At 67.6% G+C, this 25,476-nt stretch carries 20 protein-coding genes and 1 riboswitch; of the genes, 11 read left to right on the top strand and 9 right to left on the bottom strand.

The window, feature by feature from the left end; translation table 11 throughout:
• Positions 1-27 precede the first annotated feature (27 nt).
• Positions 28-711, bottom strand: a complete 684-nt coding sequence (gene maiA / locus AASM09_RS02630) for a maleylacetoacetate isomerase (RefSeq protein ID WP_049427981.1) — start codon at positions 709-711, stop codon at positions 28-30.
• Positions 712-725: 14 nt separating this feature from the next.
• The gene (locus AASM09_RS02625; protein ID WP_049427974.1) at positions 726-1,715 is read right to left on the bottom strand and encodes a fumarylacetoacetate hydrolase family protein; all 990 of its coding nucleotides are present in this window, start codon (positions 1,713-1,715) and stop codon (positions 726-728) included.
• A gap of 892 nt (positions 1,716-2,607) precedes the next feature.
• On the opposite strand from AASM09_RS02625, the gene AASM09_RS02620 reads away from it, so the two are divergent.
• On the top strand, positions 2,608-4,029 hold the full coding sequence (locus AASM09_RS02620; RefSeq protein ID WP_049432238.1) for a DEAD/DEAH box helicase: 1,422 nt from the start codon (positions 2,608-2,610) through the stop codon (positions 4,027-4,029).
• A 539-nt stretch (positions 4,030-4,568) separates the two neighbouring features.
• Here the strand turns inward: AASM09_RS02620 and AASM09_RS02615 are convergent.
• Positions 4,569-7,163 carry a M14 family metallopeptidase gene (locus AASM09_RS02615; protein WP_100443760.1) on the bottom strand — a complete coding sequence of 865 codons (2,595 nt, stop codon included), beginning with the start codon at positions 7,161-7,163 and terminating at the stop codon, positions 4,569-4,571.
• Between the two features lie 74 nt (positions 7,164-7,237).
• A complete protein-coding gene (locus AASM09_RS02610) occupies positions 7,238-9,877 on the bottom strand; it encodes a TonB-dependent receptor (protein ID WP_343368750.1) in 2,640 nt (879 codons plus the stop codon).
• Positions 9,878-10,069: 192 nt separating this feature from the next.
• Between AASM09_RS02610 and queD the strand changes: the two genes are divergently transcribed.
• Both queD and AASM09_RS02600 read left to right on the top strand, forming a co-directional pair.
• Positions 10,070-10,432, top strand: coding sequence for a 6-carboxytetrahydropterin synthase QueD (queD, locus tag AASM09_RS02605; protein WP_049432246.1), 363 nt, complete (start codon positions 10,070-10,072; stop codon positions 10,430-10,432).
• 116 nt (positions 10,433-10,548) lie between these two features.
• Positions 10,549-10,896, top strand: coding sequence for a phasin family protein (locus tag AASM09_RS02600; protein ID WP_049432249.1), 348 nt, complete (start codon positions 10,549-10,551; stop codon positions 10,894-10,896).
• Between the two features lie 361 nt (positions 10,897-11,257).
• On the opposite strand, the gene asnB is transcribed toward AASM09_RS02600, so the two are convergent.
• The gene (gene asnB / locus AASM09_RS02595; RefSeq protein ID WP_049432251.1) at positions 11,258-13,159 is read right to left on the bottom strand and encodes an asparagine synthase (glutamine-hydrolyzing); all 1,902 of its coding nucleotides are present in this window, start codon (positions 13,157-13,159) and stop codon (positions 11,258-11,260) included.
• Positions 13,160-13,509: 350 nt separating this feature from the next.
• Between asnB and AASM09_RS02590 the strand changes: the two genes are divergently transcribed.
• Positions 13,510-14,199, top strand: a complete 690-nt coding sequence (locus AASM09_RS02590) for a winged helix-turn-helix domain-containing protein (RefSeq protein WP_004154050.1) — start codon at positions 13,510-13,512, stop codon at positions 14,197-14,199.
• A complete protein-coding gene (locus AASM09_RS02585) occupies positions 14,196-15,542 on the top strand; it encodes an ATP-binding protein (protein WP_049432254.1) in 1,347 nt (448 codons plus the stop codon). Before AASM09_RS02590 ends, AASM09_RS02585 begins: the two co-directional genes overlap by 4 nt.
• Here the strand turns inward: AASM09_RS02585 and AASM09_RS02580 are convergent.
• Complete coding sequence (locus AASM09_RS02580; protein ID WP_049432256.1) at positions 15,539-17,008, bottom strand: sensor histidine kinase; 1,470 nt, start codon at positions 17,006-17,008, stop codon at positions 15,539-15,541. The genes AASM09_RS02585 and AASM09_RS02580 overlap by 4 nt on opposite strands.
• Positions 17,005-17,724, bottom strand: a complete 720-nt coding sequence (locus AASM09_RS02575) for a response regulator transcription factor (protein ID WP_005407947.1) — start codon at positions 17,722-17,724, stop codon at positions 17,005-17,007. The genes AASM09_RS02580 and AASM09_RS02575 overlap by 4 nt, the downstream gene beginning before the upstream one ends.
• A gap of 144 nt (positions 17,725-17,868) precedes the next feature.
• On the opposite strand from AASM09_RS02575, the gene msrB reads away from it, so the two are divergent.
• The 4 genes from msrB (at position 17,869) to AASM09_RS02555 (ending at position 22,657) form a co-directional block, all read left to right on the top strand.
• Positions 17,869-18,441 (top strand): peptide-methionine (R)-S-oxide reductase MsrB, encoded by a 573-nt coding sequence (gene msrB, locus AASM09_RS02570; protein WP_049432259.1) that lies wholly within the window; start codon positions 17,869-17,871, stop codon positions 18,439-18,441.
• Positions 18,442-18,443: 2 nt separating this feature from the next.
• Positions 18,444-20,213, top strand: a complete 1,770-nt coding sequence (locus AASM09_RS02565; RefSeq protein WP_049432261.1) for a cytochrome c biogenesis protein DipZ — start codon at positions 18,444-18,446, stop codon at positions 20,211-20,213.
• A 14-nt stretch (positions 20,214-20,227) separates the two neighbouring features.
• Positions 20,228-20,965 carry a peptide-methionine (S)-S-oxide reductase MsrA gene (gene msrA / locus AASM09_RS02560; RefSeq protein ID WP_049432264.1) on the top strand — a complete coding sequence of 246 codons (738 nt, stop codon included), beginning with the start codon at positions 20,228-20,230 and terminating at the stop codon, positions 20,963-20,965.
• A 240-nt stretch (positions 20,966-21,205) separates the two neighbouring features.
• Positions 21,206-22,657 (top strand): PLP-dependent aminotransferase family protein, encoded by a 1,452-nt coding sequence (locus AASM09_RS02555; protein ID WP_049432268.1) that lies wholly within the window; start codon positions 21,206-21,208, stop codon positions 22,655-22,657.
• 78 nt (positions 22,658-22,735) lie between these two features.
• Here the strand turns inward: AASM09_RS02555 and bioD are convergent, their stop codons facing one another.
• Entirely contained in the window at positions 22,736-23,419 is a 684-nt protein-coding gene (gene bioD, locus AASM09_RS02550) for a dethiobiotin synthase (RefSeq protein WP_049432272.1), read from the bottom strand.
• A gap of 68 nt (positions 23,420-23,487) precedes the next feature.
• On the opposite strand from bioD, the gene AASM09_RS02545 reads away from it, so the two are divergent.
• Both AASM09_RS02545 and AASM09_RS02540 read left to right on the top strand, forming a co-directional pair.
• Positions 23,488-23,970: a GAF domain-containing protein gene (locus tag AASM09_RS02545; RefSeq protein WP_049432275.1), complete on the top strand. Its 483-nt coding sequence runs from the start codon at positions 23,488-23,490 to the stop codon at positions 23,968-23,970.
• A complete protein-coding gene (locus tag AASM09_RS02540; RefSeq protein WP_049432277.1) occupies positions 23,967-24,329 on the top strand; it encodes a TfoX/Sxy family protein in 363 nt (120 codons plus the stop codon). Before AASM09_RS02545 ends, AASM09_RS02540 begins: the two co-directional genes overlap by 4 nt.
• Before the next feature lie 89 nt (positions 24,330-24,418).
• On the opposite strand, the gene AASM09_RS02535 is transcribed toward AASM09_RS02540, so the two are convergent.
• Complete coding sequence (locus AASM09_RS02535; RefSeq protein WP_049432279.1) at positions 24,419-24,997, bottom strand: histidine phosphatase family protein; 579 nt, start codon at positions 24,995-24,997, stop codon at positions 24,419-24,421.
• A gap of 143 nt (positions 24,998-25,140) precedes the next feature.
• Positions 25,141-25,363, top strand: a riboswitch (cobalamin riboswitch).
• Positions 25,364-25,476 lie beyond the last annotated feature (113 nt).

Genomic DNA, 25,476 nt, shown 5'->3' with positions numbered 1-25,476 from the left:
GCCGCGCCCGGCGAGCGAAGCGGCCCGTCAGGCGGCGTCGAGCTGGTTCTCCGGGCGCACGCGCTCGAAGGCCTCCAGTGCCTGGCAGGCGGCCTCGATGCGGCGCAGGGTCGGGTACGGCGCCAGGTCGAGGCCGAAGCGGTGGGCGTTGTAGAGCTGCGGCAGCAGGCAAAGATCGGCCAGGCCGGGGCGGTCGCCGTGGCAGAAGGTGCCGGTGTCGCGGCTGTTGGCCAGCATCGCTTCCATCGCGGCAAAGCCTTCGGCGATCCAGTGCAGGGTCCATTGCGTGCGGGCGTCGGCCGGCAGTTGCAGGTCGCGTTCCAGGTACTGCATCACCCGCAGGTTGTTGATCGGATGGATATCGCAGGCCACCAGCTGGGCCAGCGCCCGCACCCGCGCGCGGCCGGCGGCGTCGGCCGGCAGCAGCGGCACCTGCGGGAAGCGCTCTTCCAGGTACTCGACGATCGCCAGTGACTGGGTCAGCGTGTGCCCATCGTGCAGCAGGGTCGGCACCAGCTGCTGCGGATTGAGCGCGCGATAGGCGTCAAGGTGCTGCTCGCCACCGTCGCGGACCAGGTGCACCGGCCGGGCCTCCCAGGCCAGGCCCTTCAGCTCCAGGCCGATGCGCACGCGGTAGGCGGCGCTGGATCGCCAGTACGTGTACAGCACGATGCCGTCGTCGACCGGGCCGTCGTCAACCAGGATGTCCATCGCCGCCTCCATGCTCAGGGCTTGGCCGCCTGTTCGATGCGCTGTTCGATCGCACCGAAGATGCTGTTGCCGGCGGCGTCGAGCATCTCGATGCGGACCACATCGCCGAACGACATGAACGGCGTGCTCGGCTTGCCATCGCGCAGGGTTTCCACCACGCGCTGCTCGGCGAAGCACGACGCACCCTTGCTGGTGTCTTCGTTGGCGATGGTGCCGGAGCCGACGATGGTGCCAGCACCCAGCGGGCGGGTCTTGGCCGCATGCGCGACCAGCTGGGCGAAGTTGAACTGCATGTCCACGCCCGCTTCCGGCGCACCGAACCACTGGCCGTTGATGTGGGTCAGCAGCGGCAGGTGCACCTTGCTGTCCTGCCAGGCATCACCCAGCTCGTCGGGGGTGACGAACACCGGTGACAACGCCGAGCGCGGCTTGGACTGCAGGAAACCGAAACCCTTGGCCAGCTCACCCGGGATCAGGTTGCGGAGCGAAACATCATTGACCAGGCCGACCAGCTGGATGTGGCCTGCGGCCTGCTCCGGGGTGGCGGCCATCGGCACGTCGTCGGTGATCACCACGATCTCCGCTTCCAGGTCGATGCCATAGTCCTCGCTGACCACCTTGACCGCATCACGCGGGCCGTAGAAACCTGCGCTGGTGGCCTGGTACATCAGCGGGTCGGTGTAGAAGCTCTCCGGCACCTCGGCACCACGCGCACGGCGCACGCGCTCGACGTGCGGCAGGTAGGCGCTGCCGTCGACGAATTCATAGGCGCGCGGCATCGGCGCGGCAAGTGCCTGCACATCCAGATCGAACACGCCGTCGGCGTCGCCGGCATTGAGCGATTCGGACAGCGCGTTCAGGCGCGGCGCGATGTGGCTCCAGTCCTCCAGGGCCTGCTGCAGGGTGGCGGCAATGCCGGTGGCGCGCACGCCGTGGCGCAGGTCACGCGAGACGACGATCAGGGTGCCGTCGCGGCCGCCTTCCTTCAAAGAACCAAGCTTCATGGGTGGGTGTCCGGAGTCGTGGGCAAACAAGTTTCAAGTGTAATCAAATCTGCGGCGACGCCAAGCTGCAGCGCGGCATCGGCCCACCCTACCGTAATGGGGGGTTCGGCAGGGTTGCACCCTGCACCTGCTTCAAGCCAAGGCAACGGCCGAAGCAACAGCAACAACGGGCATTCCGTGGGATGGCGGGACACTGTGGGTTTGCGGGGACGCCGTAAACCCGTCCCTGGGGGCTTGGTCGCGGCATCCATGCCGCTCACACCCCGCAAACCCACAGTGCCCCGCCTTCGACAGTAGGCCGGTGGCCAGTAGATCCACGCCATGCGTGGATGAATCTCCATTGAAATCGAATATTTCGACAATTGAACGAAGAGCATCCACGCACGGCGTGGATCTACCGCAGATCGCGGGAAACTGTCGAAGGCGGGATGGGTCCGGTGGCGGGAGTGTCCGCGGCATGGATGCCGCGGCCAAGCCCCCATGGACGGGTTTACGGCGTCTCCCGCCACCGGACCCACCCCGCCATCCCTCAGAAAACCCGCTTTTGACGTTGACGTTGACGTTGCTTCGGCCTCTGCGGGTGCAGGGCGCAGCCCTGCAGAGAGCCCCCTACCTGAACGGGGATTTTTGCGTAAGGTCTCAGCCATCGGTTAGACTAGGCGGGTCTGCAGCGGCCGTCCGTTTCCCTTCGGGATCGCCGGCGTCCGGGGTCCGCCCCGTCGCCCGCCCCCACTCCGACACCGTTCGTCACGCATTCCAGCCTGCGCTCCGCGCCGGCTGCACCCAACTTCTCGCAGCGCGGTTCACGGGAACGCTCCGAGTCAGCCGATCAGTTTGATCTGCCCCCGTCTGTCCGTTCGGACAGGCGTTTCTTGTACTTGGAGCAACCTCAATGTCTTTTGAATCGCTGGGCCTGGCGCCCTTCCTGCTGCGTGCGCTTGCCGAGCAGGGCTACGAAAACCCGACCCCGATCCAGCAGCAGGCGATCCCGCTGGCGCTGGCCGGTCGCGACCTGCTGGCCGGTGCACAGACCGGTACCGGCAAGACCGCCGCCTTCGGCCTGCCATTGCTGCAGCACCTGGGCACCGCCTCGCAGGAAGTGCGCAGCGGCCCGCGCAAGCCGCGTGCGCTGATCCTGGCCCCGACCCGCGAACTGGCCACCCAGGTGCACGACAGCCTGCGTGGCTACAGCAAGTACCTGCGCATCCCCAGCGCCTGCATCTACGGCGGCGTCGGCATGGGCAACCAGCTGGACATCCTGCGCCGTGGCGTGGACCTGCTGGTGGCCTGCCCGGGCCGCCTGATCGACCACCTGGAGCGTCGCAGCATCGACCTGTCCGGCATTGAACTGCTGGTGCTGGACGAAGCCGACCGCATGCTCGACATGGGCTTCCTGCCGTCGATCAAGCGCATCCTGGCCAAGCTGCCGAAGCAGAACCGCCAGACCCTGCTGTTCTCGGCCACCTTCGAGGACAACATCCGCCAGCTGGCGCTGGAGTTCATGCGCAACCCGGAACAGATCCAGGTGACGCCGAAGAACACCGTGGCCGAAACCATCACCCATCGCGTGCACCCGGTCGATGCCGGCCGCAAGCGTGACCTGCTGCTGCACCTGCTGGCGCAGGACAGCCGCGAGCAGACGCTGGTATTCGCCCGCACCAAGCACGGCAGCGACAAGCTGGCGACGTTCCTGGAAAAGTCGGGCATCAAGACCGCGGCGATCCATGGCAACAAGAGCCAGGGCCAGCGCCTGCGTGCGCTGGGCGACTTCAAGGCCGGCCGCGTGACCGTGCTGGTGGCCACCGATATCGCCGCGCGTGGCATCGACATCAACGAGCTGCCGAAGGTGATCAACTTCGACCTGCCGATGGTGGCCGAGGACTACGTGCACCGCATCGGTCGTACCGGCCGCAATGGCGCGACAGGCCAGGCGATTTCGCTGGTGGCGCAGGATGAAGTGAAGCTGCTGCGCGCGATCGTGCGCCTGCTGGGCCGCGACATGGACATCCGTGATGTGCCGGGCTTCGAGTTGCAGGTGCCGATCCGCTGGGGCAACAGTGCACCGGGCAAGGCCGAGCACGATACCGGCGAGCGCGCACCGCGCAAGAGCCATGCACGCCGTCCGCACGGTGATGCACCGCGCCATGCGCATGCGGGCCCGAAAAAGGCCGGTGGCGGCCGTCGCGAGGGCGGTGGCAACGGCCAGCAGCGTGCAGGCGCCGGTGCCGGCCAGGGCCAGCGTCGTGGTGGCGGCGGCAATGGTGGCGGCCGTGGCCGCGGCCAGGGTGGCAACGGCGGCGGTCGCGCCGGCTGATCCCAGCTGACATGGTTGGTGCTTCCCGCTGCGCGGGGGGCTTATCGAGGGACGGCGCTGACGCGCCGTCCTTTTTTTTGTTGCGGGCTACCGGGTGATAAAGCACGCGGTGGCAGTACCGAGGGCGAATGGGCATGGGGGCAGCGCAGAACACGCTGTAAATACGTCCATGTAAGCTCGATGGCGCCATCCATGGCGCCAACGGTTCTGCGCTGCCCCCATGCCCATCCGCTTCAAGCATTGCCTGCGCCTTCTTCTCCCGCCGGGTAGCCGGGAGAAGAAAGATCAAATTCAAATTCAAAGTCAGAAGCCGAAGCCGCAATTCCTGGCTTTGCCTTTGCTTTTGCTTTTGCCCTTGCTCCCGCCTTGGGGTCTGATGCGTCCGCGCCCGCAGGAAACTGTCATGGGAGGCAGGGGGCCTCAGCCAGGACCGTTGGCGCCAAGGATGGCGCCATCGAGCCCCCATGGATGGGTTCACGGCGTGTCCTGGCTGAGGCCCCCTGCCTCCCAAGCACAACAACAACTCGGCGCCAAACGCCTCAACCCCGCGCTTTACTCGGATTCACCAGATTCCCGAAGAAGATCGCGTTGATCAGCAGCCGATCCGTCCCGTGCCAGTACTTGCGGTGCGCCGGATCATCGGCAAACAGCACCACGTTGCCTTGCCCCTGCGCCGACACCAGCAGCCACGCACTACCCGCCACCCGCGTGCGGTTACGCTCGGACAGGTAGCCGTTCACCCGCGGCGGCGTGTCGATGCGCACCACCGTCGAGAACGGATTCGCGCTCGGCTGCAGCGTCACCGTGTTCTCCTTGTTGATCGCCAGCTGCCGGCGCGGCACGCCGAACGCCAACGGATGGCTGGTATCGACATCGGCACTGAGGATGTTGCCACTGACCCGCTCGATCGCAGCGATGTCGCGCTGGTCGCCGAACGCACGGCGGCTCTCATCAGCAGCCTCTTCTTCCTTGCCAAGCTTTTCGCCGTCGGCAAGCTTCTGTTCGATCGCCCACTTCGATGCACTGCCGTAGGTCACCAGCGAGCCACCGGCCTGTACCCAGCGCTTCAAGGCAGTCACCGCCGATGCGTCAACGGCGGCATAGCTGCCGCCAGACAGCACGATCGTGGTGTAACGGTCCAGCGACACCTTGCCCAACTGCTGCGGATCCAGCTTGCTGGCCGGCAGGCGCAACTGCTGGTCAAGCAGGAACCAGGCCGAGCCGATCTCGGTGGCCGCCACGCCCTCGCCCATCACCAGTGCCACCGCAGGCTTGCGCAGCGCCTTGACGCCATCGCTGCCGAGGTCGATGCCCTCGCGGCTGCGGCCGCTGGACAACGCATGCACCTGCACGCCGGCATCGCGTGCGGCAGCACTCACTGCATCCAGCAACGCCGTGCCCTGCAGTGGTTGTCCAGCCACCGGAATGACGATGCTGCCGGCGGCGAAGCCGGCCTCGCCCTGTGCGGTGGAAGCGGTGAACGGCTGGAACGTTGCGCGTGTGCTCAGGCCCTTGGCCTGCAGCACGGCCAGTGCACGCCCGGCGTTGTAGTCGCGCCAGTCGATGACATAGGCGAAGCCGGCCTGGTCACCCAGCACTGCGCCCTGCTCCGCTGGCAGCGCGGCCACGCGGGCGCCACCATTGATGCGGCTGCGGCTGCCCGCGAAGGCCACACCATACGCCGGCGCGATCGCGTAACTGGTGCTGCCGTAGAACACATCCCCCTTGATCGGCGGTGTCTCTGCGAAGATCGAATGCACCAGGCGGAACTGCGCCTGCTGCACTGGCACCACATAGGCACTGCCCACCTCGAAGCGTCGCCCATCGATGGTCACCGCACGATCCAGCGCGCGCACCTCAATGCGATGCAGCAGCAACAGTTCCAGCAGGCGGCGGGTCAACGCCGGATCATGCGCATCTCCAAACACGAAGCTTTTCACCGGCTGCTGCGCGGCCTGCTTCAGCGCGCTCTGGAAGAACTGCTTCTGCAGGTCGAACAGCCCAGTGCGCTCGGCCACCGCGCCACGCACGGTGCCCAGCCCGGTGGCGACCTGGTTGCGGATGGTGAACGGGAAGGTCAGCAGGCCATTCACCGATTCCTGCACGCGGCCACGCGAACTGGCCTGCTCGACGGTCACACCGACCGCGCCGTGGAAGTCCGGATAGGTGGAGCCGTACACCGGCGAGAAGTTGTCGAAGTTCTCGCCCGTGTAGTACAGCGAACCCAGCGCATCCAGCGCCTGTGCGTGGTACTTGGCCAGGGTCTTGTTGAATTCATACGATGCCGCCGGAATCAACGGGCTGTGCATGCTCTTCGGCGAAGGCTCGAAGTAGTACGTGCTGTCCTTGCCCATTTCGTGGAAGTCGATCTGCACGTTTGGATGCCACTGATGGAACACCTCCACCTTCGGCCGCGAGTCCTGCTGGGTCAGCGCAAGCCAGTCGCGGTTGAGATCGGAGAAGTAGTGGTTGGTGCGGCCCTGCGGGAATGGCTCGACGTGTTCCTTGTCGGCGGGGTCGGCCGAGGCTGGATCGGACGCCCAGGCGTTGTGCCAGTTGGCGGCGCGGTCGCGGCCGTCAGGATTCTGCGCCGGATCGAACAGCACCACCGCCTGCTGCAGCCATTGCTGGGTTTCCGCGCTGCGGTTGGCCACCAGGTAGTAAGCGGTCAGCATCGCCGCTTCGGCGCTGGAGGTTTCGTTGCCGTGCACGCTGTAGCCCAGCCACACCACCACCGGGCTGTCGCCGGCTGCGCTGCGCGGCTGAGCCGGATCGACCAGGGTCGCGTGCTGCTGGCGGAGCTGTTCCAGCCGCGCGTGGTTGCCCGCCGTGGTGACGGTGGCGATCAGCAGCGGGCGGCCCTCATAACTGCGACCGATCTCGCGCACGCTGACTTTATCGGAACGCTTCGCGAGTTCCTGGAAGTACGCCACCAACTGGTCGTGCCGGGTGTAACGACTGCCGATCGGATAGCCAAGGAACTGTTCCGGCGTGGGAATGGACGTATCGAACGCGGCCGCGTCGGTGGCCTGCGGGAAGAAGTACGCGCTCTGTGCCTGCACCGGCAGCGGCGAGGACAGTGCGGTGGCGGCGGCAAGCAGCAACGGAAGAACGGCACGGCGATGCAAGGACACGGTGACTCCCCTGGAACACAACGGCAGACAGTCACGCGGCCGGTCCCTTCAGGTGACCGGCCGCGGCGGATGGATCAGAAGCGGTAATCGAAGCCCAACGTGAAGTAGCGGCCACGCAGGTCGTACTGGCTGAAGTCGTACGGCGCGCGGATGCCCGGGAACGAGGCGTCGTATGGCGGCGTCCTGTCGGCCAGGTTCTGCACTTTTGCGTACACGGTCAGCTTGTCCACACCGGTGTAGGCCAGGTAGAGGTCGTACTGGCTGTAGCTGCCGACGCGCGTCTGCACGGCCTTGGCCGCGGTGCTCGCTTCCTGGCGGTAGCTGCTGGTGTAGTACCAGGTCACGGCTGCGTTGAAATCGCCATGCTTCCAGTCCAGCGTGGTGGTGGCCTTGTCCTTGGGCAGGGTCGCGCCCAGGTTGCTGCCGGCGTAGTCCACCAGCGGCCCACCGACCACGGTCGGGCGACGGTAGTCGCGCACGTGGGTGTAGGCCGAGGATACGGTGAAGTCGCCGAGCGCAGCGGTCGGAATGCGCTGGCGCAGTTCAACGTCGATGCCCGAGGTCTTCAGCTCGCTCAGGTTCTGGTAGCGGTTGTAGACCGCCTGCAGCTTGCCGCGCTCATCGCGCTGCACGGCACCGGCCACGTTGTCGTTGACCAGAGTCTGGGTGTTGTTGGTGCCGACCAGGTTGTCCAGCTGGATACGGTAGTAGTCCACGCTCAGGTTGGTGTTGGCCCACGGCGACAGCACCACGCCGAAGTTCACGCTTTTGGTGCGTTCGGGCTTCAGTTCGTTGTTGCCGACGGTGAAGAAGGTCGGGTTCTGGCGCGAGCCCGGCACGTCCGGATCACGCGGATCGACCACGCTGCCGTAGGCGATGCTGGTGCTGTTGGAGTTCTCCGACAGCGACGGTGCACGGAAGCCCTTCGAGGCCGACGCACGCACCAGCAGGAAGTCCAGCGGCTGCCAGCGCAGGCCGATCTTCGGCGAGAAGGCATCGCCGAAATCATCGTAATGGTCGGCACGCGCGGCGGCGGACAGCTCCAGCGTCGAAGCCAGTGGCACGTTCACTTCGGCATAGGCCGCACTGACCTGGCGCTTGCCGTGCACTTCGGCGATGGCCGGGCGCACCTGCAGGCCGGCGTCGATCTGCCACGGGTTGTTGGAATCGAGCTTCTCGCGGCGCCACTCGGCACCGGCGGCGAAGCCGATCTCGCCGGCCCAGGTGTGGCCCAGGCTGCCGGAAATCTTCGCATCGATGCCCTGCAGCTTGGATTCGGCCGGACGCAGCGTGGCGATGTTGATCGAGTCGCGCACCGACTGCGGCGTCGCCGCCGGGTTGAGCAGATTGTAGCTGCCCGAGGCCAGTGCATCGGCCAGCGCCCAGCGGTTGGCGAAGCCACCAGAGACGCTCTCGCGCTCGCTGCTGCGTGCACCGAACGCAGCCACTTCCCAGTCCCACGACGCGGTGGTGCCACGCAGGCCGAACACGCCGCGGTAGGCGGTGGAGCGGTTGGTCTTGATCGTGCCGCCGAGGTCGAAGAAGGTGTACTCGATCGGGATCGCACGGCCGTACAGGTTGTAAGGATTGTTGGCCGGCAGCAGCGACGACACCGGCTCCGCCAGGCCGGTGTTCGCGTTCAGTGCGAAGCGGCCACTCTCCAGGGTGAAGAACGGGCTGCTGCCGAACCACGCGGCACTCTTGATCTGGCTGTACAGCACTTCGCCGAAGGCTTCGACGCTGTCGCTCAGGCGGAAGGTGCCGTTGGCATAGGCCTGGTAGCGCTTGGTCGAGGGGATCAGCGTGGTGAACGGTGCCTGGTTGAAGCCGCAGGTATCACCAGCCAGGCCGTCGATCGGCGCGCTGGCGACGCGTGTGGTACCGACCGGGCAGTTGCCGCTGGCATCGAGCATCGGTACCGACACACCGTTGACCAGGTAGCGCGCGCCCTTGGCCGACCAGCCGTTCCAGCGGCCACCGGGCTTGTCGGTGTAGATGCCGCTACTGGTCAGGTTGCGCTCGTCCTGATCGAGGCGCTCGCGGTTGTAGCCCTGCAAACTGAAGAGGATGTTGTAGCCATCGGTGTCGAGGTCGCCGAGGCCACCGACGAACTTCAGGTTCTGCTCGTGCAGGCCGCCCTGGTCGGCGCCGCCGAAGCTGCCGCCGATCTCGGCGCCTTCGAAGTTCTGCCGGGTGATGATGTTGACCACGCCGGCCACGGCGTCGGAGCCGTACACCGCCGAGGCGCCGTCCTTGAGCACTTCGATGCGCTCGACCGCGACCAGCGGCAGCGCGTTGAGATCGACGAAGGTGTCGGACAGGCCTCCGGCCGGGAAACCATAGTTGGCCAGGCGGCGGCCGTTGAGCAGCACCAGCGTGTTCTTCTGCGACAGGCCGCGCAGGCCGATGCCGGCCGAGCCGGACGCCCAACCATTGTTGGTGGTTTCGTTGCTGGCGTTGCCGGTGTTGGCCGAGATCGAACGCAGCACGTCAGCCACGGTGGCCTTGCCGGTCTGTTCCAGCTGCTGGCGGCCGATCACCTGTACCGGGTTGGAGGCCTCGGTATCGGTGCGCTTGATGTTGGAACCGGTGACGCGCACAGCGGCCAGGGTGCTGGCTTCGCCACTGGCATCGGCGGAGTTTTCGGCGGCGGCGGACAAAGGCGCGGCCATAGCGACGGCCAGGGCCGCCACGAGCAGGGTGTGCTTGGGCATGACGATGTGGGGGAGGTGGTAAGGGCGATGAAGTTCCGCAGTAGTCCATGCCTGGCCGGGGTCCGGCCAATAACATCTCTTCATACGGATATAAGAGAAACTATCATCTCTTCATCCGGATGAAAAGACTTTCTTCACGAAAGACCAACATCCACTCAGGCTGCGCGGCTGCCCGCGGCGTACAATCGCGCCATGGAAATCTTCAAAGTCTTCATGCTCGAGGCGGCGCACCGCCTCCCCAACGTGCCGCCGGGGCACAAGTGCGCGCGCCTGCACGGCCACTCGTTCCGGGTGGAACTGAAGGTCGAGGGCAAGCCCGGTGCGCAGACCGGCTGGATCATGGACTTCGGCGACGTGAAGGCGGCCTTCCAGCCGATCTACGACCGCCTGGACCACCACTACCTCAATGACATTCCCGGCCTGGAGAACCCCACCAGCGAGAACCTGGCAGTGTGGATCTGGAATGAACTCAAGCCCAGCCTGCCGGCGCTGAGCGAGATCACCGTGCACGAAACCTGCACCTCGGGCTGCCGCTACCGCGGCCCTACCGTCTGATCAAGCCATTGATCTGAAAGGTTTTTCAAAGGCGCCCTGGGCGCCTTTGTTATTTTTGTTGCAATGCGGCATCAAGGGCGTATGCTGCAATGCATCAAGCCACTTCCTGATGCCCCATGGCCGCCGCCTTCAGCGATCGCTTCAGTGATGCCACCCGCCAGCTCGCAGCCGCGGCAACGCGCGCGAACCGGTTGGCGTTGGAGAACGCGGAAAGCATGTTCGGCGTGCAGCTGAAGGTGATGGAGCGCAACCTGACCGCGACCGGCGGCTGGCTGGGTGAACTGGCCCGCGGCGAAGATGCGGCCGGGACGCTCTCCAAGGGCGCGCAACTGTGGCAGGACAACCTGCAACGACTGGGCCAGGCCCAGCAGGACATGGTCGGTCTCGGCCTGCAGGCCAGCAAGGCCTGGTCCGAACTGGCGCAGGGTTACAACGCATCAACCGCGGACGCGAACAGTCACTGACGCGACGCAACGCTCATTGCATGGGTCCCTCCCCCCATGCAATCCGGACCCGGCAGATCCCTCCCTCTGCCGGGTCTTTTTTTGCCTGGCGTCCGGATTGCAGAGCACTTCTTCGTCTCACTTCTCTGCGAACTGATTGGCCCCGCCGGGGCGGGCAGGGGCCTGGGCAAATGTCCCCCGGCGCCGGCCGTTGGCCGTCACCTCCTCCTTTACTTTGCCCAAACCCCTGCCCGCCCCGACGAGGCTCGGCGTGCGGTAGGTAGAGCGCAGTGCTCGCGGCAGCCTTTCAAGGAGGCGCCGGAGGACATTCGTACGCAAGGGCCTCCGCCCTGCGCTACGCACAACACACCGCGAGGGAACCTCAGCGCCCGCGATTACCGTGCCAATGCTGGTGCCACGCCTGGAACATCAGCACGTTCCACAGGTGCGTGTGCCACTTGCGCTCACCGCGCAGGAACGCCTCCCAGATACCGCGCACCCGCGCCGCATCGAAGCAGCCCTGGTTGCGCAGCAGCTGCGGGTCCAGCAGCGCCTCCGCCCAATCGCGCAGCGGGCCGGCCAACCAGCGCGCCATCGGCGGCCCGAAGCCGCGCTTGGGGCGATACACCAGCGGTTCGGGCAGGTAGCGCGCCAGCAGGTGCTTGAGGATCAGCTTGTGCTCGCCATCGTGGTACTTCAGGTGCTGCGGCAGGCGCCAGGCCAACCGCACCACCTCCATGTCCAGCAGCGGTGCACGCGTTTCCACACCCGCCGCCATGCCGGCACGATCGACCTTGGCGAGAATGCCTTCGGCCAGGTCCATGCGGAAATCCAGCAGCTGGATGCGCGCCTCGGCCGGCAGCGCGGTGTCCTGCTGCTGGAAGATCGTCATCGGCTCGCGTGCGCCCAGCACCACCTGCGCCGGCTGCCGCCAGCGCGTCACGCGCTGCAGGTAGTGGCCTTCCACGTCGTTGGCAGCGACCTCGGCCACCAGCGCACGCCAGCCGCCGAGGCGGCCACGCTCCACGTTCATGCGGTTGCCGCTGCGCCGTGCCAGGTCACGCACCCAGTCCGGCAGGCCACCGCACAGGCGTGCATTGCGCAGCGCGCGGCCGTAGCTGGGGTGACCGAAGAACAGTTCATCGCCACCATCACCGGTCAGTGCAACCGGCTTGCGAGCGCCCAGCAGTTCGCTGGCGAGCAGGGTCGGCAGCTGCGAGGCATCGGCGAACGGCTCGCACCAGACCTGCGGCAGGCGCTGCAGCAGGTCCAGGCCCTGGCGCGCGTCCATGCGGTGCAGGTGATGCTGCACGCCCAGGTGGCGCGCGACCTGCGAGGCCCAGTCGCTCTCATCATGGCCGGGATCGTCGAAACCGACCGTCCAGGCTTCGATCGGCAGGGTCGACTGCGCCTGCATCATTGCGGTTACCAATGAAGAATCGGTGCCACCGGACAGGAACGCGCCGCAGGCCAGCGGCGAGTGCATGCGTGCGGCAATGGCCTTCTGCAGTACCGCTTCCAGCTGGTCGGTGGCCTGCTCCAGGCTGGGTTCCGGCTGCAGTGGTTCCTGCAGTGCGCTCTGCATCGCTTCGCGTGCGCACCAGTAGCGTGAGCCGCCCTGTGCGGCCTGGCTGGAACCGCCAGCCGCATGGTCATTCAGATCGATGCGCAGCATCGCGCCTGCCACCAGCTTGTGGATGCCGCGGTAGATGGTGTGTGGTGCCGGCACATAGTCATGGCGCAGCAGCAGGCTCAGCGCATCCTGGTCGATGCTCGGCGCGAAACCGGCGAAGGCCTGCAGCGCCTTCAGCTCGGAGGCGAACAGGAACTGGCCCTGGTACCAGCCGTAATACAGCGGTCGCTCGCCGACCGGGTCGCGGGCCAGCCACAGCTTGCGCGACTCGCGGTCCCATACGCTGAAACCGAATGCGCCCTCGATGCGGGAGAGCGCCCGCTCCACGCCCCATTCGACGATCGCCTGCAGCAGCAGCCGGGCATCGCTGCAGCTGCGCGGCAGATCGCGCAGCTGCGACTGCAGGTCGGCCCGGTTGTACAACCGGCCATCCAGGCACAGCACGTAACGACCACAGTCCGAACTCAGGGGCTGCAACGGCGTATCGGTGGGCGCCCGGCAATGGCCCAGCGCCAGGCCGGCCTCGGCGTCGGTCCAGTAGCCGATGCGGCCACGGCCGCGCTGCTGCAGGGCGCGCAGCATCGGCGCCAGCTGCTGCAGCAGGTGTTCGTCCTCGGCGGGCGGCAGCCAGGCCCCGACCACGCCGCTCATCGGGCACCTCCGCAGCGGCAGCGGCGGGAAGGGTTCAGCAGGCAGGCGGCGGCGGGCGACATGGGAACGGCACGCGGAGCGGAGGAGACTCCATGCTCGGCCCGCCCCAGGCCCCGCGTCAGTCGCTTTGCTGTCAGCGATGGTCACCGCATGTATCACGAAGGTAACGTTTTGTAACAGCAACAGGCTATGCTGGACGCCAAGTTGTTGCCGGGCCTGAGGCCCGGCCCGTGCGCCAGCAACCCCGGCTGAATGGCGCCCGCCCCCGGGACCCGGGCGGCCCACAGGCTGGGATAGCATCGCCGCGCTCGTGCCGTGGCGGTACGTTTGCGTCCACGGAGGCCTTGAAAATGCTGGATATCGTACTGGTCGAAGACGATGCCCGCCTGGGTACGATGGTCAGCGACTATCTGCAGCGGCATGGCTACCAGGTGGCTCACGAGCGCAGCGGTGAGCGTGCGGTGACCCGGATCCTGGCCGAGAAGCCGGCTCTGGTCCTGCTCGATGTCGGCCTGCCCGACCAGGATGGTTTCGAAGTGTGTCGGCAGATCCGGCCCCACTATGACGGCATCATCTGCGTGCTGACCGCCCGCACCGACAACATCGACCAGGTGCTGGGACTGGAACTGGGCGCCGACGATTACATCGGCAAGCCGATCGAACCACGGGTGCTGCTGGCCCGCCTGCGCGCCCACCTGCGCCGCCACCGCCGGGTCGAGCCGCGCGACGGCAGCCTGCGCTTCGGCGAGCTGAACATCGACCCGTCCACCCGCAACGTGCACCTGCAGGGCGCCCTGCTGGAACTGACCACCGCCGAGTTCGACCTGCTGTTCCTGCTGGCCAGCAACGCGGGGCAGATCCTCGACCGCGACGCGCTGCTGCGCGGCCTGCGCGGGATCGCTTTCGACGGCCTGGACCGCTCGATCGATGCCCGCATCTCGCGCCTGCGCCGCAAGCTGGGCGACAACCCGGAGCAGCCGGAACGGATCAAGACCGTGCGGGGCCGCGGCTACCTGTTCAGCCGATCGGCATGGGGATGAAGCGTACGCCCTCGGCGATGCGCGGCCACGCCTTCCACTTCCTGCGCTACGGCATCGGCTTCCTGGTCGCCCATCTGCTGCTGATCGTGCTCGGCCTGTGGGCCTGGGACGCGCTGCTGGAAGACCGCACCGAAGCCGGGCTCCAGGCCGAAATGCGTGGCACCCATGCCCTGCTGCAGCACCGCTTCGCCGAAACCCCGCGCGAGCAGTGGCCGACGCTGGCGCGCGAACTGGACGCCGACTTCGCCTATGCCCTGCGCATGGTGCCGTTGGCCGAGGCGATGAAGGAGCTGCCGGCCAGCCAGCGCCCCCCCTTCAACAACGGCCGCGTGCAGATCGACCTGGAGCACATGCGCAGCCTTCAGCGGATCGGCGACAGCTACTATGCAGTGATGCTGGGGCCGTTGGACGAAGCGCTGCCCGACGAGGGCTGGCAGGACAGCGAAGTGTCCGGCGTGGCCATCCTGCTGCTGATCCTGATGGTGGCCGTGGCACTGCCGATGTACGTGATGGTCTACCGCCTGTGGCGCGACGTCTCGCAGTTGGCGCAGGCGGCACGGCAGATGCGCGACGGACAGCTGGACACGCGTGCGCCACGCGCCGGCACCGCGCTGGTGCGGCCGCTGGCCAATGCCTTCAACCATATGGCCGAGCAGCTGCAGCAGCTGCTGGAGAGCCAGCGCGTACTGGCGCAGGCGGTGGCGCATGAAGTGCGCACCCCACTGGCACGGATGCGCTTCGGCCTGGCCGACCTGGAGGACACCGCGCTGGACGAGATCCAGCGTGATGCCCTGGGCGGCCTGCGCACCGATGTCGATCGGCTGCAGCACCTCACCGATGCCGGCGTCGAGTACGCCGCACTCGGCCGCTGCCATCAGCTGACCCGGCAGCGCCTGCAGCTGGCGGCACTGGTACGCGGCGTGGTCGCCCAGTTCGCGCCGTTGCCGATGCCCGTGCAGCAGGCGCTGTCGCCGGTCGGACTGGTCAACGTCAATCGGCACATGCTGGAACTGGCATTGCGCAACCTGCTCGGCAATGCCCTGCGCTACGCACGACGCCAGATCCGCATCGCCAGCACCGTCAACGACGGCTGGCTGTGCCTGCAGGTGGAGGACGACGGCCCCGGCATCGCACCCGAACTGCGCGGCCAGGTACTGCAGCCCTACGTGCGGCTGGACCCCGGCAGCCCCGGTTTCGGCCTCGGCCTGGCCCTGGTGCAGGTGGTGGCCGACAAGCACGGCGGCCACGTGGAGGTGACCGATTCGGAGCTGGGCGGTGCCTGCATCCGCCTGCACCTGCCGCTGGAAAGCGGCGGCGTGGTGGAGTGCGAGGCGACCTGCTAGGCCGCCGGTTCCGCGCGCGGCAACGCAAACACGAACAGCGCGCCGCGCTCGCTGTCATGCAGTTCGATGCGACGGCCGTGCAGCTGCACGATGCGCTGCACGATCAGCAGGCCCAACCCGCCGTTCTCGCCACGTCGCGCGCCGAGCGCGGCCGGTGCCTGGAACAGCTGCGTGCGCAGTGCAGGGGCAACACCTGGACCATCATCGGCCACGCTCACCTCCACGCTGTCAGGCGTCGCGCACAGGCGCACCTCGATCCGGCCCCCCTCGGGCGCATGCCGCAGCGCGTTGTCGAGCAGGTTGGTCAGCACCCGCTCGACCAGGCCCAGATCGGCGCGCACCGGCGGCAGGCCTGGCGGGAAATCCGCGTGCAGGCGCTGGTTGCGCGCCTGCGCAGCCAGTTCGAATTTCTGCAGCACGTCCTGCAGCAGTTCCGGCAGCGCGAACACCTCCCACTCCAGCCGCACTTCGCCGTGCTCCAGCCGTGCCAGCTCGAACAGCGCGCGTGCCAGCCGACCGACCTTGGCACTCTGGGCCAGAGCGATACCGAGATAGCGGCGGCGCTCGTCCGGTGACAGCGTGGCATCCTTCAATGCCAGCGTTTCCAGGTAGCCGTGCAGCGACGACAGCGGCGTGCGCAGGTCGTGCGAGATGTTGGCGACCAGCTCGCGCCGCTGCAGGTCCTGCTGGCGCAGCTGCTGCCATTGCTCACCCAGCCGCTGCGCCATCTGCGCGTGCGCGTGTTCCAGGATCACCAGTTCGTCGCGCTCACCGGGGCGCAGCGGCTCGGGCGGCGGCAGCGGCGTCGGCGCATCGATATCGAAGGCCTGGATGCGCCGGGTCAGCCGCCGCAACGGGCGGGTCACCCAATAGAACGCTACCAGCCCGGCCAGCAGGCCCAGGCTGCCGACCAGCATCACCGACCACAGCGTGGTGTTCCACTGGCTGCCGGCGGCAAGGTCGTCGGACAACATCTGACGGTGTTCGCCGACCAGCACCACGTACACATAACCGGCCTGGCGACCCTGCACGATCAGCGGCGCGGCACTGAACACCTTGCGGCCATCCGCGCTGCGCGGGTCATCGCCGAGGATCGGCAACGGTGCACCGGCCAGCAGCCGGCGCAGCGGTGCCACGTCCACCCGGTTGCGCACCAGATGGCCTGTGGGCGCATCGTGGCCGAGGATGCGCCCCTGGTCGTCCAGCAGGTAGACCTCGACGCTGGGATTGACCGCCATCAGCTGGCCGAACAGCGCGCGCACCGCGGCATCGCGCATGCCGCTGGTATCCATCAGCTCGCTGCGCTGGGCGATGTGCTCGGCAAGGCCCAGCGACAGCCGCTGCACCACCTCCTGCTCGTGGCGGGTGTTGGCACGCATCTGCAGCGCAAGCAGCGCCATGCAGCACATCAGCATCAGCGCGGCGATCACTGCTGCCAGCTTCTGCCACAGGTTCGGCTTGATCATGCCGCCGCCCCGGCCGGATCGACCAGCTTGTAGCCGCGCCCCCACACCGTCAGCAGCCGCCGCGGGTTGGCCGGGTCCGGCTCGATCTTGCTGCGCAGCCGATTGATGTGGGTGTTGACCGTGTGCTCGTAACCGTCGTGCTGGTAGCCCCATACCTGGTTGAGCAGCTCCATGCGCGCGAACACCTGGTCCGGATGACGGGCAAAGAACAACAGCAGGTCGAACTCACGCGGGGTCAGCTCCAGCGCGTTGCCATCCACCGAAGCGGTGCGCGCGACCGGGTCCAGCTGCAGCCCGCCCAGCTCGATCGCACCGGCATCGATGCGCGCGCTCTGCGCCATCGCCTCGGCCCGGCGCAGCAGCGCACGTACGCGGGCCACCAGTTCCGGCATCGAGAAGGGCTTTGCCAGGTAGTCATCCGCACCCAGTTCCAGGCCAACGATGCGCTGCGTTTCGCTGCCACGCGCGCTGATGATGATGATCGGCACATAGCGCGCCATCGCGCGTGCACGCTGACAGACCTGCAGGCCGTCCACGCCGGGCAGCATCACGTCCAGCACCAGCGCATCCCATGGCCCTTCCTGCTCAAGCAGGCGCAGGCCGGCGTCGCCGCTGGCGGCATGGGCGACGTCGTAGCCCTCATCGCCCAGGTGCATGCGCAGCAGGTCGGCGATGTGGGCGTCGTCTTCAACGATCAGCACGCGTTTGGTGGACATCGGCAGCTCGGGGCCAGTGGGGAGGCTGCCCGCATTGTGGCGCGGGACGGCCGTCGATACCTCACGAAAAATTGAATCCTGCGTGAGGATTCGTTGACCCGGGCGGGCGCAGCATGGCCCCGTCGCCCCATCCCGGAGTCCGCCATGTCCCTCACCCGCCGCCACCTGCTGGGCTTGGGCGGTGTTGCCACCGCCGCCGGCCTGCTCGGCCTGGGGGCCTGCAGCCGTGCCGCCCCAGCCGCCGCTGAAGCACGTCCGGCACGACAGTTCGAGGTCATGCACAGCGATGCCGACTGGCGCCAGCGCCTGACCCCGGCGCAGTACGCGGTGCTGCGCCAGCAGGCCACCGAGCGCCCGTACAGCAGCCCGCTCAACAAGGAGCACCGGCAGGGCACGTTTGCCTGCGCCGGCTGTGCGCTGCCCCTGTTCTCCTCCTCCACCAAGTTCGAGAGCGGCACCGGCTGGCCCAGCTTCTGGGCGCCGCTGCACAACGCCATCGGCGAAGACCGCGACGTCACCTTCGGCATGCTGCGGGTGGAAGTGCACTGCCGCCGCTGCGGCGGCCATCTCGGCCACGTGTTCAACGACGGCCCGCGCCCGACCGGGCTGCGCTACTGCATGAACGGTGCGGCCATGGTGTTCGTTCCCGGTGCCGGAGAGGGCACCGCTGACGGCTGGCGCGTGCCGGTCGGTTCTTCCACCACTTCCGGAGCCTGACCATGCTGCTGTTGCTGCTTGCCTATCTGGGGGGCGCGCTGACCCTGCTCAGCCCGTGCATCCTGCCGGTACTACCGTTCGTGTTCGCACGTGCCGACCGCCCCTTCCTGCGTAGCACGCTGCCGCTGCTGCTGGGCATGGCAATCACCTTCACCGTGGTCGCCAGCCTGGCCGCGGTGGGCAGCCAATGGGTGGCACAGGCCAACCAGATCGGACGCTGGATCGCCTTGCTGCTGATGGCGCTGTTCGCGCTGGCATTGCTGTGGCCGCGGCTGGCCGACCATCTGCTGGCGCCGTTCCAGCGCGTGGGTGCGCGGCTGAGCGCGCGTGCAGATGCCGCCGATGCCGCAGGTCATGGCGGCGCATGGACCTCGCTGCTGATCGGCATCGCCACTGGCCTGCTGTGGGCACCCTGCGCCGGGCCCATCCTCGGCCTGGTGCTGACCGGTGCCGCGCTGCACGGCGCCAGCGTCGGCACCAGCACGCTGCTGCTGGCCTACGCGCTGGGCGCCATCACCGCGCTGGCGCTGGCGGTATGGGTGGGTGGCCGCGTGTTCCGCGCGCTGCAGGCGCGGCTTGGCCTCGGCGACGTACTGCGCAAGGTGCTGGGCGTGGCCGCGCTGCTGGCGGTGGTGGCGATCGGGCTTGGCTGGGATACCGGCCTGCTGACCCGCCTGTCCACGGTCAGCACCGCGCGCATCGAACAGGGCCTGCTGGATGCCGTTCCTGGTGCGCAGCCGGCAGCATCGCCGATGATGATGATGGCGGGTCCCGATGCGGGTGCCGATGCACCGCTACCGGTCGAAGGCGCCCTGCCCGCGCTGGACGGTGCCACAGGCTGGCTCAACAGTCCGCCGCTGACGGCCCAGCAACTGCGCGGCAAGGTGGTGCTGGTCGATTTCTGGACGTACTCCTGCATCAACTGCCTGCGCGCGATGCCGTTCGTGCACGAATGGGAACGCCGCTACCGCGAACACGGGCTGGTGGTGATCGGCGTGCATACGCCCGAGTTCGCCTTCGAGCGTGACCCGCGCAACGTCATGAAGGCGGTGCAGCAGCTGAAGGTCGAGTACCCGGTGGCGCTCGACAACCAGTACACGATCTGGCGCGCGTTCAACAACCGCTACTGGCCGGCGCAGTACTTCGTTGATGCGCAGGGCAACATCCGCGGCCACCAGTTCGGCGAAGGCAACTACGCACGCTCGGAACAGGTGATCCGCCGCCTGCTGACAGAGGCCGGCCAGACGAATCTGCCGCCGCCAGCCGATCCCGCCGCCGCGGACCTGCAGGGCGTGGCCGTGCAGGCCGACATGGGCAATCTGCGCTCGCCGGAAACCTACCTCGGCCACGCCCGTGCCGAGCAGTTCGCCTCACCCGGTGGGCAACGCGGCGACACCGCGTTCGACTACACATTGCCGGCCACCCTGGCGTTGAACCAGTGGGGCCTGTCCGGACGCTGGACCGTTACCGACGAGGCTGCGCAACTACAGCAGGCCGGTGGCCGCATCGCCTTCCAGTTCCATGCGCGCGACCTGCACCTGGTGCTGGCGCCGGGCCAGGAAGGAAAGCCAGTGCGCTTCCGCGTCCTGCTGGATGGCAAGCCGCTGCCCGCTGCCGATGCCGGCAGTGATGTCGGCGCCGATGGCAGCGGCGTGGTCAACGAGCACCGTTTGTACCAGCTGGTGCGCCAACGCGGCACGGTCGGCCCGCACCGCTTCGAGATCGAATTCCTCGATGCGGGCGTGCAGGCCTATGCCTTCACCTTCGGTTGAACCGGGAGCACACGATGAAACTCTCCTTTGAACAGGGCGTTGCTGCTGGCGTTGCCGGATTAGTGGCCGCGGCACTCATCGCCGGTGTGTTGCTGGTTGACCACGGCGCCATCGCGGCACCGGTCGACGCCAGCGCGCAGGCCAAGGCGCTGCCTGCCCCCAGCGGCGATGCCGCCTTCCGCGATGACGCCACCCACGCCAGCGTGGTGTTTGCCGGTGGCTGCTTCTGGGGTGTGCAGGGTGTGTTCCAGCACGTCAAGGGTGTGAGCAATGCGGTCTCCGGCTACATCGGTGGCAGCGCTGCCAACGCGCGTTACGAACGGGTCAGCAGCGGCCAGACCGGCCACGCCGAGGCGGTGAAGATCGACTACGACCCGCGCCAGGTCAGCTACGGGCAGCTGATGCAGGTGTTCTTCTCGGTGGCGCACGACCCGACCCAGCTCAACCGCCAGGGGCCCGACCACGGCAGCCAGTACCGTTCGGCGATCTTCACTGACGATGCCCGCCAGCAGGCCGCCAGCCGCGCCTACATCGCCCAGCTCGGCCAGGCCGGCAGCTACCGCGCACCGATCGTCACCCAGCTGGTCAGCGGCCAGCGTTTCTATCCGGCCGAGAGCTACCACCAGAACTACATGACCAACTACCCGCAGGCGGCCTACATCCGCTACTACGACGCGCCGAAGCTGGCCGCCCTGGGCAAGCAGTTTCCGGCGCTGTACCGGCGCGATGCGGTGCTGGTGCCGATGCGCTGACGGCATTTCCCCTGGGGCTGATCGGTGCTTGGCGCTGCTCTTCTGTAGAGCCGAGCCCACGCTCGGCTGCTGTTGGCGGAAAAGCAGCCGAGCATGGGCTCGGCTCTACACAAAAAAAGGCGCACGGCCATCCAGCCGTGCGCTTGGAAAGTACCGGCCGTGCCCCGATCAGGCCCGGCCGACAACGACATGCTAGGCTCGTCATCTTCATGGGTACAGCACCAGATGACGGGATATTCGATGGATACAGATGACCAGGCCTCGATGATTCCCCCCCGCTACCAGCGGCTGTCCGATGAACTGGCCGAGGCCATCCACGGCGGCCGGCTTCCAGTAGGCAGCCGCCTGCCCTCGCTGCGGCAGATGGCGTTGCAGCGCCGGCTCAGCCTGAACACGGTGATCGCCGCCTACCGCCAGCTGGAAGACGCCGGCCTGGTGATTCCCCGGCCCAAGGCTGGCTTCGAGGTCGCGCCACGGCTGTCGGTGCCGGAACGGTCGTTGCGCGATGTGCCCTCGGCGCCCACCGCACCGCTGCAGCAGGTGCTGATGGCGCGCGTGCTTGAGGCGCAGCGCCGCCCGGGCGTGATCGATCTGGCCTTCGCCGGCCCGCGCGGTCGCCAGTTCTACCCCGGCGCGCAGCTGGCCAAGCACACCGCGCAGGTACTGCGCCATGGCCAACAGACGGTGGAGACCTACGCGCGCCCGAATGGTTCACCGCGGCTGCTGGCGCAGATCGTGCGCCGTGGTCCGCGCATGGGCCTGCACACCCACGCCGAGCGCCTGCTGCTGACCCACGGTGCAATGGAAGCGCTGCAGCTGGCGTTGCGTGCAGTGACCCAGCCCGGCGACGCGGTCGGCATCGAAGCACCGTCCTACTTCAATCTGTACCCGTTGCTGGCCAACCTCGGCCTGCAGGCCATCGAACTACCCACCCACCCGCAGCACGGCCTGGACGTCGACGCGCTGGATGCGATGCTGGAGCACACGCCGCTGGCCGCGCTGGTGGTGATGCCCACGGTGCACAACCCGCTGGGCTGCACCATGCAGACCGCAGACAAACAGCGCCTGGCCGAGCTGGTCAACGCGCGGCAGCTGCCGTTGATCGAAGATGCGGTGTACGCCGAGCTGCAGTTCTGCGAGCCGCCGGCGCCACTGCTGAAGGCGTTTGATCGCGACGGCTGGGTGATGGTCGTCGGCGGCTTCTCCAAGACGCTGGCGCCGGATTACCGCATCGGCTGGCTGGATGGCGGTCGCTTCGCCGAACGCATCGCGCTGCTGAAGTTCCAGTCCACCGGTGGCGAGCCACAGCTGCTGGGTGATGCGGTGGCGGCCTATCTGGAAGCGGGCAGCTACGAACACCACCTGCATCGCATGCGTCGCCTGTACCGTGAACAGGTTGGACGACTACGCCAACTGGTGGCCGAGCACTTCCCGGCCGGCACCCGCGCCACTGAACCGCAGGGCGGTTTCCTGCTGTGGCTGGAACTGCCGGGCGTGGATACGCGCGAGCTGTTCGAGCGTGCATTGAACGAGGACATCGTGTTCATGCCTGGCCAGGTGTATTCACGTGGCGCGCGGTATCGCCATTGCCTGCGGCTGTCGTGTTGCCAGACGCTGGATGCGCGCTTCATTGGCGCAGTGGAGCGGCTGGGTGCGATCGCGGGGGACCTGGCAGTGCGCCAGCTCCTGTAGAGCCGAGCCTACGCTCGGCTGCCCTGCGCTGACGGTCCCCGCTGAGCCGAGCATGGGCTCGGCTCTACAGTAAGCAGCTCATTCGAGCAGGTGCGTACTCAGGATCTGACCATCCGCCCCCGGCAGGTACGGCAAGCGCGCCCAGGACGGCATCGGCAGGCGCTGCCGCAGCGTGGCGATGTTCTCGTCCTGGCGCTGCATGGCCGGGTCGATGTGGTTGCCGATCCAGCCCAGGCAGTCCACGCCGCTGGCCTGCAGTGATTGCGCGGTCAGCCGCGCATGGTTCACGCAGCCCAGCCGCATGCCCACCACCAGCAGCACCGGCAACTTCAGCGCGCGCACCAGATCGAGCTGATCCAGCGTGGCCGATACCGGCGCCAGCCAACCACCAACACCCTCCACCACCACGACATCGGCCTGCGCACGCAGTCGTTCGAACGCAGCCACGATCGGCGCCAACTCCACCTGCACGCCATCCTCGGCAGCGGCCAGCTCCGGTGCCAACGGCTGCCGCAGCGCATAGGGGTTCAGGTCCGCGTAGTCCGGCACCGGCCAGCTGGCCGCCTGCAGCGCCAGCGCGTCCTCGTTGCGCAGGCCCTGCCCCAAGTCCTCACTGCCGCTGGCCACCGGCTTCATCCCGACCGCGCGCAGGCCGCGCCGGCGCAACGCATGCAGCAGGGCGGTACTGGTGGCGGTCTTGCCGATCCCGGTATCGGTGCCGGTGACGAACAGGGCGGGCGGCAGCGTGGCGGGCAACGGCATCGAAGGGCTCCAACAGGGCAACAGTGTGTGCATTATCGCCGGCCCGGCGCGCTTGCTAGACTGCAACCATGTTCGCCAATGCCTCGCTCACCGGCAGCAAGCCGGAACAATACGCCCAGCTGCTGGAACAGGCCCGTGGCCTGGTCTACGGCGAGTCCGACCGCGTCGCCAACGCGGCCAACCTCTCTGCGCTGGTCTACCACGCCCTGCCCGACCTGAACTGGGTGGGCTTCTACCTGTACGACGGCAAGGAGCTGGTGGTCGGCCCGTTCCAGGGCCTGCCGGCCTGCGTGCGCATCCCGCTGGACAAGGGCGTGTGCGGCGCCGCCGCCAGCCAGCGCGTGACCCAGCGCGTGGAGGACGTCGATGCCTTCCCCGGCCACATCGCCTGCGATTCGGCCTCGCGCTCGGAACTGGTGGTGCCGCTGCTGCGCGGTGATGAACTGATCGGCGTGTTCGATATCGACAGCCCGAAGGTCGGCCGCTTCGACGCCGAGGATCAGGCCGGGCTGGAAGCCATCGCCCGCGTGTTCGTCGAGGCGTTGGGATGAGCGCACCGAAGCTGCGCAACATCGGCCCGAAAAGTGCGGCGTGGCTGCGCCAGGTCGGCCTGCGCAGCCGCGACGACCTGGTCGCGATCGGAGCCGTCGGCGCCTTCGTCAAGGTCAAGCGCGCTGGCTTCAAGCCCAGCCTGAACCTGCTTTACTCGCTGGAAGGCGCGTTGCTGGACTGCCATTGGCAGGAGCTGAGCGAGCCACAGCGCGAGGCACTGGTGCAGGATTACGAAGCGCGCATCGCTGCGCATCCGCTGAAGGCAGCCGGCCCGGCCTCGGGCCCGGTGCATGAGCAGCGCTTCGATGCCGATGATGACGCTGAGGACAGCCTGACCCAAGGCGCGGACGAGGATTGAGCCGCGCCCTTCTGTAGAGCCGGGCCCCCGCTCGGCTGGCCTTTCTGATCGAAGTGCAGCCGAGCATGGCTCGGCTCTACAAGAGCAGATCAGGGCTGCTGCAGCTCCAGCAGCTCGCCCACCAGTCCGACCTCGCCACGCTCCAGCCACACCCGCAGGCGGGTGCCGTGGTCGATTCGCAAGGCCCAGCACAGCGACATCGGCAGGCCGCAGACCTGCGACAGCACCATGCGCAACGGGCCACCATGGCTGACCACCAGCGTCGGCACCGGGTCATCGTCATCAAGCAGGCGATCCAGCGCGCGCGCGATGCGCCGCTCGAAATGTCCCCAGCTCTCGCCGTTCGGCGGCGGGAACGCATGCGGATCGGCGTGGAAGGCCGCCAGTGCGTCCTCCGGCAGATCGAACAGCGACTGCCCGTCCCAATCGCCGAAATCCAGCTCTTCCCATTCCTCATCCGCTTCCACATCCAGCCCGCGCGGCGTGGCCAGCGCCATGGCGGTGTGCAGCGCGCGCAACCGCGGCGAGCTGATCACCCGCTCCCAGGGCTGCGCGGCATATGCCTCGATCAGTTCCTGCGGCAGGCCGGCCAGCTGCGGTGGGTCGCTGCGGCCATCAAGGTATTCATCACGGCCATTGCCGGCATGGCGGACCAGGTCGAGGATCATGCGTGCGTCCCGGACGGGCGACACAGGTACAGCGGAAAACGGGCGGACATCGGCAACGGCACCACGGGATCGAGCAACCATTCTAAAGGCACGGCCGAGGCAGTCGAGCAGGCGTAACGCAACGGGAGTGCCTGCGATGCCGTAGACTGCGCCCACTTCCAGGTGACCTGCGGCCATGGCCGGCAGGTTGAAACGGGAAGCCGGTGACGCGTGATTCCACGCCAGGCCGGCGCTGCCCCCGCAACGGTAAGCACGTCAGTCCCAGGCAACAACGCCACTGTGCCACGGGCATGGGAAGGCGCCTGGACGGTGGCCTCGCGCCACCCGGCGGCAAGCCCGGAGACCGGCCCGGAAGCCTCAGGTCGCGATGCGGTGGGCATGGCGCTGGATGACCGCAGCGTGCGCTGCGGCGTCGGCGCATGCCTGCCTTCGCGGCTCCTCCCCTTCGCCACGCGGGCGTGCGTGGCACCTGGAGTCCC

The organism is Stenotrophomonas maltophilia, from assembly GCF_039555535.1.
GTDB lineage: Bacteria > Pseudomonadota > Gammaproteobacteria > Xanthomonadales > Xanthomonadaceae > Stenotrophomonas > Stenotrophomonas maltophilia_Q.
This window is presented reverse-complemented; position numbering and strand designations above follow the sequence as displayed.